A 14117-nucleotide genomic window follows, 5' to 3' on the forward strand; every position below is an offset into this window, starting at 1 on the left:
TGCCGTTCCTACGGTTGGAATACTCCGCCCTCGCAGGTGAGCCACGGGGTGGTGAATATCTCCGGGTTTGCGGTGATCAGCTGGAGGCTGGGCCACCCAATGAATTCCGGAGTGAGCTTAACGTCAGTGTTTCCACCCATCTGCACGTAGGTTTCCACATCGACGCCCTCGAAATTGCCAAAGCACCGCACCGTGGCGTCGTCGGGCCAACCGATCAGGTGCAGGTCTACGCGGTGGTATTCGCCTTCGCCGCAGCCGTCCCAGTTGCAGTCGGCCTTCTGTCCCTTTACGACGTCGTACTTGCGCAGGAATTCCTGGATGGTGCCGCTGGCGCAGTTACGCGGGCCGACGTTGCCGCCGGCCTGGACCGCCTGGATGCAGGCGACCTTGAGGCTGTGGGCGGCCCCCTTCAGCGTGATGGAGCCGGCCGGCCCGACCTCCTGGGAGGCATCCCCGCTGAGCACGTAGCGGGTGGTCATGCCGCCGTCGGCCCCGCCGCTCCACGTGCAGCGCACCCTGCCCACCTCGGAGGCGCAGGAGATGGTGGGGCTGGTGGGCGGCCCGTACGGGGTCACCGGGGCCGGGGCCACCGCCTCCGGGGAGAACGCGGTGACGCCGCCCTTGACGCCCACCGCCCGCAGCTTGATCGTCACGGGGGTGCCGTTGGGGAGCCCGGTGAGGGTGTTGTGGTTGAGGGGGTGCCACTCTCCCCCGCCCGGGCTCCACTGGTAGGACAGCTCGCTGCCGCGCCAGCCGCGCCCGTCCGGGGAGGGGGCCCAGTTCAGGGTGGCGGTGCCGAAGTCGCCCGTGGCGGTGACCGCGCTCAGGGTGGGGGCGGGCGGCTGGCCCAGCACCCACACCTTGGCCAGCGCGGGCTCTGAGTGCACGAACCGGGCGAAGTCGTTGATGGCCACCACGGAGACTTCGAGCGCGGAGTCGGAGAAGCTGGCCTCGAAGTTCACCGAGGTCTGCTCCGGGCTGATGTTCTTGGAGATGCCGGCCAGCGAGACCGTGTACTGCTCGATCTCCCGACCGTTCTTGAAGGTGGGCGGGGTCCAGCTGACGCGCACGGTCTCGGTGAGGCCGGTGCCGGTGCCGATCGAGTCGGCCTGGACGGTGAGGTTACCCACCGGGCCGGGCTTGCCGTAGGGCACCACGTCCCTGGAGTGGACCGAGCGCGGCCCCCAGCCCTGGTCGGCGCGCGCGGAGTTCTGGGCGCGCACGGTGAAGGAGTAGACGGTGCCGTTCTTCAGGCCGTCGATCTTCTGGGGGACGCCGGCCGTGCTCGGGGCGAAGGTGCGCGTGCCCATGCCGAGGATGGAGACCTCGTAGCCGGTGATGGCGGATCCCTCGTTGGCGGGGGCGGACCAGGTGAGCAGGGCGTGACCGTCGCCGGGCTCCGCGGCCAGGATGGAGGGGGCACCCGGCACCACGTCCACGTAGTGGTTGCGCACCGCCGAGGGCGCGCTCCACCCGACCTCGTTCAGGGCGCTGACGGTGAAGGAGTGCTCCTGCCCGTTGCGCAGCCCGCCCAGCTTGCAGATGGTCGCCTGGGTGCAGGTCACCTCCCGGTTGCCCTCGCTGACCACGTTGACGCGGTAGAGGGAGACGATAGAGCCGTTGGGTTCGGCCGGGGACCAGGAGATCTCCACCTCACCCGAGCCGGTGGTGCGCACCGTGATCGCGGTGGGTGGGCTGGGCTTGCCCAGCACGGAGACGTTGATGACGTTGGTGTGGTGGCGGTCGGGGTCCGCCGTGGCGTCGGCCAGCGTGTAGGTGACGGTGAAGCGGCCGGAGAAGCCGGGCGCCGCGCTGATCCTCAAGACGGTGCCCTCCGCGCTCACCACGCCCCCCTCGGTGACCGCCGGGCGGCCCACCAGGGTCAGCGGGGTCTGCGGGAACGGGTTGGTGGCCAGCTGCGCCAGGTCCACGGTCTCCTCCCGGTCCCCGGCCAGGGTGAGGTTGATCGGCGCGGACTGGATGAGCGGGCGGGAGGAGGTCGCCACCGTCACGGGCAGCTGCCCGGTGACCACGCCGCCGCGCCCGTCGTCCACGGTGATCTGGAGGTTTCCGGCCGGCCCCTTGGGGAACTTCAGGTCTGCGGCCACCCGCAGCACGGTGCCGCTGATGGAGGCGGTGAGGCCTGGCTCCACCTCGCCGGTGAGGGTGTAGGTCATTCGGGCCGGAGAGTCCCCGTCTGGGTCGGTGACCATCTCGGCTAGATCGATCGCCACCGCCTCCTCGCCGGCGGCCACCCGCACCGCCGTGGCGTCGAATACCGGGGGCCGGTTGTCGCCCGGGGTGACGTCGATGGGGATGGTCACCGTCGCCACGCGCCCGTCGGGGGCGTTGAGGTCCTTGCCGTCGGTGACCTCCACCACCACGTTGGTGCGCCCGGAGAAGGCCCGGTCGGTGCCGAAGGTGATGGTGGACTGGCTGGTCGCCAGCGTGGAGCCGTCGTGGCCGGGGCCGGCCCACACCTTGGAGGCGTCGGTGATCAGGACGTTGCGGCCCGGGCGGCGGATGATCAGGTTGTTCAGGTTGATCTGTACGCTGCTGCCGGCCTTGACCACCACGGGCACCTTGGTGGTGTCCAGGATCGGGCGGGTGACCTGGGTGCCGGGCACCCGAATGAACGCGGAGGATGAGATCCCGTCGGTGTCGGTGACGGTGTAGACCAGGATCTGCGGTTCGGCCCGCAGCGCCACGGTGGCGGTGCGGTCGGGGTTGATCTTCACCCCGGGGTCGCTGGAGGCGATCTCGGCCTGCCCGATGTCCCCGTCGGGGTCCTCGTCGTTCTTGAGCACGTCCACCACCGTCGTGGCCTGGTCTGCGCTCAGGCTGGCGCGGTCGATCACGTCGTCCCGCGCGATCGGGGCCAGCAGCGGGGCGTCCTTGCGGACCGTGACCGTCAGGATGCCCGTGGCGCTGCCGCCGCGGCCGTCGGTGACGTCGTAGGCGGCGGTGTAGGAGCCCTCCTCGTGCGGCGCGGTGGCAACGATCCGCCCGCCCACGCCCGCGGCCCGCAGGGAGGATGCCTGCGAGACCACGGAGTCCTCCACCAGCGAGAGCTGGTCGCCGTCGGCATCCAGGTCGTTGGCGGTCACGGGGACACCGATGCGGGAGCCGGGGCGAGTGACCACGATATCCTGCACCGCCACCGGGGGCTGGTTCACGCCGCTGCGCGGGGCGATCCCGACCCGCACGGAGGCGGTGGCGTGGCGCCCCAGCTTGTCCTCGACCTCGTAGGTGAAGAAGTCGGTGCCCACTGCGTCCTTGTTGGCCGTGTAGATCAGCAGGCCCTCGCGGACCTCGACGATCCCCTGCCTGGGCGGGGAGGCGGGCCCCACCAGGGAGACGGAGTCGCCGTCCGGGTCGATCCCGTCCAGGGGGACTGGGATCCTGGTCTGCCCGCCGGCGCGGCCCCACGCGGTGAGGTCCTTGGGGCGCGGCGCCTGGTTGCTGGCGGCGTCCAGGGGCACGACGGTCAGGTTGATCTGCGCGGAGACGGCGTTGCCGGCCGTGTCCTGGACCGTGTAGACGATCTTGCCGCTGCCGCCGCTGGCGCCTCCGCGCACCCGCACCACGTTGTCGCTCACGAACACGGTGGCCAGGTCTGCGGAGAAGTCCTGCTCCAGGGTGGGCAGCACCGTCAGCTTCAGGTTTCCGGGCGAGCGGTCGTTTGCCAGCACCTTGACGGCGCCCACGTCGCCGCTGCGCACCACCAGGGTGTCGTCGCTCAGTTCGGGCGGATCGGACAAGTCATTGCCGCTGGCCGGCATGATCGTCACCGTGCCGACGGCCGAGCCGAACTCGTTGGAGACCGTGTAGGTGAAGGTCTGGGGGGCGGCCAGCCCGCGCGGCGCGGTCACGCGCAGCAGGTGATGCTCGATCACGGCCACCTGCAGCGAGGAGGAGGGAGGGACGTGCACGCCGTTGATGGTCAGCACCCCGCCGGTCGGGTCGGTGTCGTTGACCAGCGGGCTGACCAGCACCTGCCCGGTGGAGTCCAGCACCCCCAGGTCGTCCTCCACGGAGGGCGGAGCCTGGTCGTTGCCCTCCACTACGTCCACGCGGATCGTCCCGGGCGTGGTGGCGGCGCCGTCGGCCACCAGGTAGTTCAGGTAGTAGGTGCCGGCCTTGGTGCCTTGCACTACCACCAGCTTGTCCTCCACCACCATCTTGGCGCTCAGGCCGAGCGGGGCGTCGTCCAGCTTCACCAGGCGCAGCTCGTCGCCGTTCGGGTCCGTGTCGTTGGCCAGGGGGTTGAGGGTGGCGGTGGAGCCCACGCGCACCACCAGGAAGTCGGCGTTGGTGACGGGCGGCAGGTTGGCTGCCCCCACCACGGTCACGGCCAGCGTTCCCTCACCGCTCTCGCGGCCGTCGGACACCAGCAGGGGGACGTTGTACCTGCCTGCCCCCAGGCCCGCGTCGCGCAGGTCCACGGTGCCGGCCGGCAGGGCGCGGGCGCGCAGCCCGCTCGGGGGGATGACCGCGTCGATGAAGATCGGGTCACCGTCCGGGTCCCACCAGCCGTCCAGCCCGTTCACGGTGGCGGACTTACCCTGCCCCAGCGTGACGGCCAGCGGCACGCGCTGAACTGGCTTGTGGTTCTCCCGCTCTCCGCGCACGGTCAGGGTGACCGTGGCCCGGTCGGTCCCGCCGCGCCCGTCGCTGACCTCGTACTCGAAGGTGCTGGTACCGCTGGCGTCCCCGGGTACCTCGATCGCCAGCGCGGCACCGGCGCGCGCCACGCTCACCCGGCCTATCGAGGGCTGGGAGAGCGGCTTGGCGGTGAGGAAGTCCCCGTCCAGGTCCGTGTCGTTGGCCACGACCGGCAGCACGGTGGAGCGGCCGGGGCGCACCCCCAGGTCGTCGTCCTGCGCCACCGGCGGGTTGTTCTTCTCTGTGCGTTCGGGGGCCAGCTGCTCGCTGGTGACCACCTTGTTCTTGTTCTCCCGCTCCCGCTGTTCGATGTCCTGCAGCAGGGCGTCCCAGTCGTTGACCAGGTCCATGCCGTCCTCGGGGAGCCACACGTTGCCGGTGGTGGTGTCGTTCAACACGATCACGTCCCGGTTGGTGCGGTAGACGGCGGTCTTCGCTCCGGCCAGGCTGGGGGCGATGGCGCGCAGGTTGCGCGATGCGTCCGCGCAGTGGCGGGCGTGGGCGCCGGAGCCGGTCCAGGCGGCGTAGTAGCACTGGGCGTGCAGCACCGGGCGCACTGGGGTGCCGATGGCGGGGGTGGCGATGCGCTGCGGCTCCCCGCCGGTGATCGGGTAGATGAGCAGCTCGGTGGTGGTGGCCACGGCGACCTCGCTGGCGGCCGGCCCGGATTCCTGCAGGGTGGGCTTGGCGCCCGCCACCTCTACCTCCACCCCGCCGGGCAGGTAGAGCACGCCGGCCGCGCGGTCCAGGACCACGGTCTTGGCACCCACGCCCGCCACCTCGAGCTCGGCCAGCGCGCCGGTACCGATGGGGCGGGTGGACGACGCGTATTGCTCGCCGCTGCGCCAGATTGTCGCCGCCTGCCCGGCCGCTGCGGAGGCGGCGTGGACGCTGCCGTCGACGCCGGCGGCCACGACGGCCCCCGGCATGTTTTGCACCGTGGCGCGCGTGTCTGAGTGCCCAGCCGCCTCGGGCGAGGCGCCCGGGGTGGGCTCCAGCTCTGCTGCGGCCAGGGCACTGAGCTCCGCAGACTTCGGATTGAGCACGGCGGAGGGGACGAATGAGGAGAAGTCGGCCGCGTCCATGGACCACAGGCGCCCGCCGGCGGCGTCCACCAGGGTGACGGTGCCGCCACCCACCTGAGCGCCCAGCCCCTCCAGGGCCAGGCCCGCGCCCAGCGTCGCGGTGGACACGTCCACCCGGTTGAGGTGGGATTCCTCCGGCAGGGAGGCAAAGACGTCCTGCCCCTGCTGGAAAAGCTCCACCCGCTTGGCCGCCACGCGCATGCCGCCGTCGATTCGCCGCGAGGCGGAGTTCAGGTGCCCGACCAGGCGGGCGGAGGAGTTGGTGATCCAGACCCCGCCGTCGGTCAGGCTCAGGTCAGTGGTCTCCTGCCCGGGGCTGAGGGCGGCCAAAACAGCCAAAACGCCCACCGCCAAGGTGGTCACCACGGCGACCCCTTGCTTGCGAAGGCGTTCTAATCTCATAGTTGCGCAACCTCAATCGGCAGCTAGTTCCCGGGGCGATTTTGGGTTGGAAAATTGCAGTAATCCTATTAGATACGGGCGCTTTGGTACTTCTCAACCGGTTGATTAACGCCTGGGGACAGCTAGAAGTAGCCGCGCTCGCTCAGCTCCCAAAGCAGGGGATCTAGCACCCGGAACGGGGAAATGCCGCGCACCGTCAGCCTGTCGGCGTGCTTGGGTGTTTCTCCCAGTGCGGAGACCGCAAAGTGACGCACGGCCCGCACGCGCTTTTCCCGCACGGCGGTGTTCGCGATGGCCGTTATCGTCGATTCGCGCAGCGCGCGCAGCAGGGAGACGATCTCCAATTCCAACAGCCGGGACTGGCTCAGGTAGTCGGCCCGGCTTAGCAATACCTCCGGGGCGGAGGCGTCCGGGTGGGTGAAGGTGTTGTCCCGCCTCATCATCGTGGCCGGGTTGGCAAAGATGGGCGCGAAGGGAGAGTTGACCCCGGCCAGGTCCTGCACGGCGTCGAACTTGGAGATGACCAACCCGAGCTTGCACTCCCCCTCCTCGATCTGCTGCAGCAGGTAGGGCAGCACCTCGCTGGCGGGGGAGCCGAAGCGGCCGCTGTCCGCCTCGATCCGGCCCGCCATCAGGTCCAGGAAGCCCGGCACCATGAACGGGTCGAATAGGAACAGGGTGAGGTTGGCGTTGCCGAGGTAGCGGAAGCGCGGCTCGGCCTGGTGGGCCCGCTCCAGGTCCTCGCCCGCCATGTCTCGCAGCACCAGGAACAGGTCACGCCCGCCCGCCAGGCCGCCGAAGCGCCAGATCAGCGGCTCGCGCTGGTAGGCCTCGTTGTCCGCCAGCGGCGGGGTGGGGCGCAGCACCCCGTTGGAGTCGTACATGGGCCGCTGGTAGTTGGCCTCGTAGATCTCCTTGGTGGAGTTGTTGAACGCTGAGAAGCCCACCTGCCGGGCGGCGGCGAGGCGCTGCAGCTGGTTGACCAGCACGCCGATCCACACCGACTTGCCCACGCCCACGGCCCCCGTGACGGCCAGGGTGAGCGTCTCCCCCTCCCTCCATCCGGCCGGAATGTCGCGCAGGCACTCGATGCAGACCTCCTGGGTGCAGGTCGAGTTGCAGGAGATGCAGGGCACCGAGGTGGGGAAGGCGTGCCTGGAGGAGGCGTCCAGGATCAGCGGCGTGGTGGAGAGCAGCTGGAAGCCGGCCAGCGAGGAGGCCTCGTAGTCGATCACCTCCGGGCAGCGGCCCGAGGTGCACCGGTAGGCGACCTTCTGGGTGGAGAGCTCCGCGAAACAGTACGGGCAGGCGGTCATTTGCGTCCTCCTCGGGCCTGGCGCGGGGCACGGCGGCGGTTGGTGTTCATTACCGTCATCCCCTCCCCAGGAATCGGAACAGTTTGCGGGCCGGCCCGTTGCGCAGGGCGGTGATGGTCTTGTCCACGCGGGCATCCAGGTCAACTGAGAGCCCGCCGGCCCCGGCCGCGATGGTCTTGGCCTGCACGGCCAGCCAGTCGACCTCGTTCTCCTCGCATATGGGCAGGCACTGGCGCAGGGTGGCGTCCACCGCCTCGCTGGCGGCGGCTGCGAAGCGGTGGTCCTGCCGCACGGCCGAGCGCAGGTCGAACGCGCCCACCTCCGCCAGCGGGAGTGCCAGCCACTCCTCCGCCCCAGTGCCGGCGAACTTGCTGTTTCGCGCCGGGGCCTCGAAAAGCACGGTGGCGGCCACCGCCGCGGGGACCAGCGAGTTGGCCCGCATGGCCCCAATCGGGGGGCTGCCCTCGGGAGCGGGCGCGCCGGTGGCGGGGGTCGGGTGCAGGCGCTTTTCCGCCAGCAGCGCGGCGAGCACGCGGCGCGCGTAGTCGTCCCCAGGCAGGTAGAGGGGGCTCTGGTCCTGCCAGGTGGCGTAGGCCTGGAACACGTAGAGGCGCACCGCCTCCTCCACGCCAGCGGCCATGTGCGCGTGGATGGCCTCCTCCTTGTCGGGGGTGGCGTTGGCCAGCTCCACGGTCTGGTTGATGATGAAGGCCGCCAGCTGCAACCCTCCCTCGCAGGGGCACAGCCGGATCGGGTCGCGCTCGATCTCTCGCAGCGCCGCGCGCAACTGGAGCAGGCCCTGCACGCGCGGCTCGGGCAGCAGGGTGTGGGCGGCGGCGTTCTCTATGGCCTCGAACCAGTCCTGCGCCGCCCCGACGGGTCGGTTCCAGGCGGCCGCGAGGGCCGTGGACGGCCCGGCCTCCACCCGCCACTCCTGCGGCGTGGTGAGCTCGGCGGGGCTGAGCGAGGCAGCAATGGCCAGGTCCAGCTCGCGGCTGAGGGACCAGCCCTGCGGGGCGCGCTTGAGCAGCCCCAGGATCTCCACCCTGGCGCTCGGCTGCTGGGAGGCCACGCAGTCCAGCGCTGCCAGTTCCAGGCGCAGGGGCGCGGTCAGGGTGGGGTGGGCGGCGCGCAGCCACTCCACCACTGCGGGCTGGAGCTGCGGGAACTGCGGCTTGTCCACCGCCGCGAGCGCGTTGGACAGGCTAGCCGCCAGGGCCGCCACCACCGGGGTGCTCAGGCCGTCCAGGTGGGTGATCACGTTCTGCCCGTCCTGCGGGTCCTTCAGGGCGCGCACCGCCGTGTTCAGCACGCCGGCCACGCGCGGATGGTGCGGCAGCAGGCAGCCTTCTACGGCGAGCCAGTCCACGGCACGCAGGCCGGCCACCGTCTGGGCCAGGTTTGCGGGCAGCCCACCGGCTACCAGCTTCTGCTGGAGCTGCTTGGCTGCCTGCGGCAGGAGCCGGTCGACCTCGGCCTGACTGGGCGGCAGCGCGGCCCACTGCGCGCCCAGGTGGGCTCGCACGCCGCTGGGCTGGGCCAGCGCCTGCTCCACCCCCGCCCCGGCCACTACTGCGCGCAGGTAGCTGGTTACTGCGGCGGCGGTGATGGGGGTCAGTTCCACCGGGCCGGTGGCCTGCAGCACGCGGTTCCAGTGGGTGGCGTCCCTGGTCTGGGCGCCGGAGAAGCGCGCGGCGAGCAGGGCGCGCACCGCCTCGTTTTCCAGCATCTGCGCCGGGCTGCGCAGCAGCAGCGCGTCAATGGTGGCCGCCAGGCCGCCACTTTCCTGGGCCACGGTGCCGGGAGCGCCGGCCTCCACCACCGCGAGCGCCCAGCCCAGCGGCTCGGCCAGGCAGCCCGCGCCCACCTTTTCCACCGCGTGCACGGCGTCTAGCACCCGCTGGACCGCGCCCGGCAGCTGCGGGGCGGGGGCGTTCAGGGCCGCCGCGATGAGCGCGCCCCAGCTCCCGCCCGCCTCGCCCGCCTCGCCCGCGGTCGTGGTGCTGCCCGCGCCGCCCTGCGTTCCCGCACTGCCCTGCGTGCCCGCACCACTCTGCGTTCCCGCGGCGCCCTGCGTTCCCGCACTGCTCTGCGTCCCCGTGCCACCCTGCGTCCCCGTGCCGCCCTGCGCATGGGCGGCGCCGGGCTGCCCCTGGGCGGCGCTGGTGAGGACGTGGGCGTCTATCGCCACCACGGCGGGGCTGGCCTGGGCGGTGGGCAGGTCCGCCCTGGGCACGAAGGCCAGGTCGAGGCCGGACTTGCGCAGCCCCTCGGCCTGGCTGGAAGAGCGGGCGCGCTCCCAGGAGGAGTAGTTGATCGCCCGGGAGGCGGCCGGGGTGGCCAGGTAGGCCAGCGCGCACAGCCAACCGGCGGCCTCGTCGCAGCTTTCCACGCCCACCACGACGGTGCGCCGCTCCTTGCCCGCACCTGCCAGCTGGCGTTCCTGGTCCAGGGCGGCGGCGATGCTGGCGGTCATCTGCATGCGGCTGGGGTGGGCCAGCCAGCGCTGGGCGTAGGCGCGCCCCACCTCGGGGGTGGCACGCACTTCGGCCTCGTTGGGCAGGGCGGTGGCGCGGGCAGCGTCGGCCCCGAAGGGTCGGCGCCAGAAGGGGGCGCGCCACGCGTTAATCGAGCGCCAGTGCGCAAGGGCCGGCGCCTCGGTTGGTTTCACTGCGGCCGCCGACGTCCCACCGACCGCCGCGCCTGCCCACTCGCCCGGAGCGGCGGCCAGTTGGAGGCTCTGGGCCGCCACGCGCCCCAGTTCGGGGGCGGCCACCCCCAGCGGGGCGCCGGTCTCGGCCTCGTCTAGCAGGATCGCGTGGGTGAAGGTGCTGGGCCGGCCCAGGGAGTCGTAGCCGGATTCGGCGGTGTGGATCAGCACGGTGCCGGCGGCGGTGGCGAACTGGTAGAAGCGGATCTCCGCCTTGGCCAGCTGCTCGGTGGTGGGGAAACCCGGCAGCGGGTTGAGCGGCTCCATCTGGGAGCGGATCAGGCCCACCAGCAGCTCCTCCACCTGCGGCGGCATCTCTGCGCTCTTTTCGATCACGTGCCAGCCGGAGTGGCGCACACCGGCCACCTCGTGGTCCAGGGAGGCGTAGGTCAGTTGGTACATGCTCAGCGCTCCACCTGCAGGCTCTCGGCGTCGGGGTCCGTCAGGGCGTAACGCTCTGCGGCGTACGCCCAGGCCGCCGTGTTGGCGCGGCCGTGCACCGCCTCCGGTTCGGCGCACACCATGAGCCGCACGTAACCGCCCTGCAGGTCGTCGGCGGGGAAGTACACGTCCACCTCGCCACCGGGGGCGGGGAAGGCGGTGACCTGCGGGGCCTGCTCGCGTCCGTCCGGGCTGGGGCTGACCGCCACGGGGGTGCCGTCGCGCCAGTGCAGCGGCAGGTATTGGGGGTTGTGCACCAGCATGAGGTGCGGCAGCAGCTCGGGCGGGCAGGGCGTGCCGGCTGCCGCCCTGACGGTGACGCGCACCAGGTTCTTGGACTTGCCGAGCAGCTTGAATACCGCCCGCGCCGCGCTGGGCCACTCGATGCTGTACTCGAAGCGGTAGAGCGGATCCAGGTCCACCAGCGCGGGGCGGCCGTAGATCGGCTGGCCGTCGTAGTAGCTGACCGCGTTGAGCTGGACCTGGCTGCCCCAGGTGTCCCCGCCGCCGCTGATGACGAATCCGCCCTGGCGGCTGTACTCCTGCCGCGTGCAGGTCAGGTCCGCCGGGGCGCACTGGGCGCCCTCCACCGGCACCGGGCCGTTACCGCCGGTGCGGCGCAGCTGAACGGAGGCGGCCTCGCCGGGCCAGGCGAAGGTGAGCAGCTGCCAGTCGAGTCGCTGCACCAAGCGCACGTCCGCGATCTCGCCGGAGCGCACCAGCACCTGGGTGCGCCCCACGCTGGCCAGGCCATCGCGGGTCGCCACCGGGGTGAAGTAGAGGCGGTCGTACTCGGCGCCGTCGGGCCATTCGACGCCCGTCAGCTGCACCAGGCCGCGCCCCTCCTGCCCCGGGCAGGGGGTGGGGGTGCCGTGCAGTTCGTCCTCGGGGCGCAGGCCGGCGTCCACCAGCTGCTCCACCCCCACGGTGGGCTGCTCCGCCGCAGCGCTGTGGGGGCTGCGGGTGGTGCGAAACACCCGCACCCGGGTGCCCGGCACGGCCTGCCAGGTGAGGGTGCAGACGTTGCCGCCGGCAGAGACGTCCGCGTTCACGCTGAAGTGCTGCGGCTTGGCCAGGGGCGCCTGCTGCAGGTCGGCGCGGAACACCACCGGCCGGCCCATCTCGAAGCGGTTGCCCACGCGCACCTTTACCGCCGCCAGGTAGACGTAGCGCTGGCCGGGGGTGCCGGTGGAGTCGTCGATCCCGTCCAGGCAGTTGTACATGTTGGAGGCCAGCGTGTGGTTGAGCCAGGACTCGGTCTGAATCTCCATCCCCACGTTGGCGTCTCCGGGCAGGCGGGCCACCACCACCTCGGTGTCCGTCTGGGAGCCCACCGGGGCGCCAGGCACCTCCCACTGGGCGCGCACGGAGGGGCCGGCCACCTCCACTCGCAGGTTCTCCACCTGGGCAATGTTCACGCCGGCGGCCACCCGCCTGCACTGGCCCAGTTCTCCGTCACCCAAGTCCTCGTAGCCCCACACGGTGATGAACCGGCAGGGCGAGTCCGCAGGCTGCGGGTCGATCGCGTGGGAGCGCTTGGTCCAGCACACGGTGCGCCCCAGCTCCACGTCGGTGGAGAAGCCGCCGGTCTCCACCACCACCCGGTAGACCTCGCCGTCGCCGGCGTCCCGCCACGTGTAACGCAGGCCCTCCCGGGTGCGTTCCGAGCGCACCGAGACCAGCGGCTCCAGGTCGGGGCGGGAGAAGTCGTACTCCGGGAAGTTCCACTCCTGGCCGTCCTCGCCGCGCCCGGGCGCGGGGGCGGGTGTCGCGGCGCGCAGGGCAGCGCCCGCGGCGTCCTGCCCCGTGGCGGCGGCGATGGCCGCCTCCTGGGTCGGGTCCAGGCGCGGCGCGGCGGGCGCGGGGTGGGCGGCGGTGGCGGGGGCGTCCGGGCCGGCGGCTGCGGCGGTTTCCGGGCCGGCGGCTGCGGGGTTATCCGACCCGGCGGCTGCGGGGGCAGTGCCGCGCTCCGGGCTCACCTGGGCGGTCGAGGCTCCGGCCGCAACCAGGTTACCTCCCGAGTCCAGTTCCATCTCCACGGTGTCCTCAAGCGGCAGCCGTGGGCCCGCGAGCGCGACGGGAGCGGGGTGGGCCGCCGGGTCCGGGGCCGCCTGCGTCTCCGACGCAACCCTGGGCTCAACCGACCTTGGCTCCGCCGGCTCGACAGGCTCGGCCTCCGCAGGTTCAGTGGGCTCCGCCACCGTGGGCTCGACTGGCTCCGGCTCCACGGGCTCGGTCACCGTGGGTTCGACCGTCTCGACGGGAGCGTCCGCGCCGCCGACCGCCGCCACGGCGTCCACCTCGACGGCCTCACCAGCCACCGCCACGAACGGCTCTGCCGGCTCTGCCGCCGGATACTCGGCCTCGGTGGCCTGGGCGATCTCGCTGTGCGGCGCCGCGACCTGACCGGCGGGCTCCACCGCCTCACCGGGCTGGCCAGGCTCACCGGGCTCGCCCGCTTCAACCGGAACCACCGCCTCATCACGCTGGCCAGGCTCACCGGGCTCGCCCGCTTCAACCGGAACCACCGGTCCTGACGGCACTGCCGTCGGCTCTTGCGTGCCGGCATGCTGCTCGGCCTCGGCAGGGGCGTCCGCGCCGCCGACCTCTGCCGGCGCGTCGTCCACCCAGGGCATGTCGTAGGGGGAGAGCATGGCCAGCGGATTTGGACCGAAGGCCGCCCCGCCACCGGGCGCGTACCCGGGGAACACCACGCCGGCAGCGTCGTCCGTTCCCTCATCTACCGGGCCGCCCGCGTCGCCCGCTCCGGCTGCCCCCTCACCGCCGCCGACGCCTTGCCCCGCTCCCCCACCCTGCGGGGACGCCCCCTGCGCCGGCACCGCCGGGGGGTTGTGCCCGAAGGCGGCGTTCAGGTGGGCACACAGCGGCTCGACCAGGCTCGTGCGCAGGCTCTGGTCGCCGTCGAGCATCGAGTGGAGCATTTCCTCGGCGTCGAAGAAGGGTATTTCGCGGCCCTTGGAGCCGAGGCGAAATAGGCTGCGCCACCTATTCATCGGGAAGGCGGCCTGCAGTTCAATTGGCTGCGCCTCAAACCAAGCGATGATCGCGATCTGGTACCGCTGCCAATTCAATCGATTCATCGGGTCATCTCCTCACGGAACGAACGGCCGGTGCCCGATTCCCTTCCGCGCGGCTGGGACCTGCGGGCCAAACGCGTTCGCCGCCCTGGCTGGGCAAGCTCCACATTGGGACAGCTTACTTCTCCCCTTCTGCCGGTGGGAAACCTACACTCGCCCCGCCATTCGCAGGGGCATTTTGGCCGACGTTCCACCCGCCACCCCACTAAATCCGCCTCGCGCGTTTAGTGGCGCTTTCGAATTGTGGGTTTCCCGCGCGCCGGGGCCTGGCGCTTCAACCCGACGTTGCCGCCCCAATCTCGACGTTCGCAGTTCAATCTCGACGTTCGCATCCCAATCTCGACGTTCGCAGCCCAATCTCGACGTTAGCCTGGGGCAAATCGTCGAGTCGAAGCCCTAA

Annotated in this window: 4 protein-coding genes; all 4 read right to left on the minus strand. The window is 71.6% G+C overall.

All coding sequences use genetic code 11. The features are described from left to right. Window positions 1-8 precede the first annotated feature (8 nt). The 4 genes from ABYF38_RS03760 to ABYF38_RS03775 all read right to left on the minus strand — a co-directional run bounded on the left by ABYF38_RS03760 (window position 9) and on the right by ABYF38_RS03775 (window position 13720). Window positions 9-6116, minus strand: coding sequence for an Ig-like domain-containing protein (locus ABYF38_RS03760; protein ID WP_371152808.1), 6108 nt, complete (start codon window positions 6114-6116; stop codon window positions 9-11). A 158-nt stretch (window positions 6117-6274) separates the two neighbouring features. Continuing rightward, entirely contained in the window at window positions 6275-7468 is a 1194-nt protein-coding gene (locus ABYF38_RS03765) for a hypothetical protein (protein ID WP_371152809.1), read from the minus strand. A 55-nt stretch (window positions 7469-7523) separates the two neighbouring features. Continuing rightward, the gene (locus ABYF38_RS03770) at window positions 7524-10580 is read right to left on the minus strand and encodes a hypothetical protein (RefSeq protein WP_371152810.1); all 3057 of its coding nucleotides are present in this window, start codon (window positions 10578-10580) and stop codon (window positions 7524-7526) included. A 2-nt stretch (window positions 10581-10582) separates the two neighbouring features. Next, window positions 10583-13720 carry a hypothetical protein gene (locus tag ABYF38_RS03775; RefSeq protein WP_371152811.1) on the minus strand — a complete coding sequence of 1046 codons (3138 nt, stop codon included), beginning with the start codon at window positions 13718-13720 and terminating at the stop codon, window positions 10583-10585. Window positions 13721-14117 lie beyond the last annotated feature (397 nt).

This window comes from Buchananella sp. 14KM1171 (assembly GCF_041380365.1).
In the GTDB taxonomy this organism is placed as follows: domain Bacteria; phylum Actinomycetota; class Actinomycetes; order Actinomycetales; family Actinomycetaceae; genus Buchananella; species Buchananella felis.

Excerpts from the sequence above, each read along its gene's own strand:
- ABYF38_RS03765 (WP_371152809.1), bottom strand. The coding sequence starts at position 7,468 with ATGACCGCCTGCCCGTACTGTTTCGCGGAGCTCTCCACCCAGAAGGTC.
- ABYF38_RS03770 (WP_371152810.1), bottom strand. The coding sequence starts at position 10,580 with ATGTACCAACTGACCTACGCCTCCCTGGACCACGAGGTGGCCGGTGTG.
- ABYF38_RS03775 (WP_371152811.1), bottom strand. The coding sequence starts at position 13,720 with ATGAATCGATTGAATTGGCAGCGGTACCAGATCGCGATCATCGCTTGG.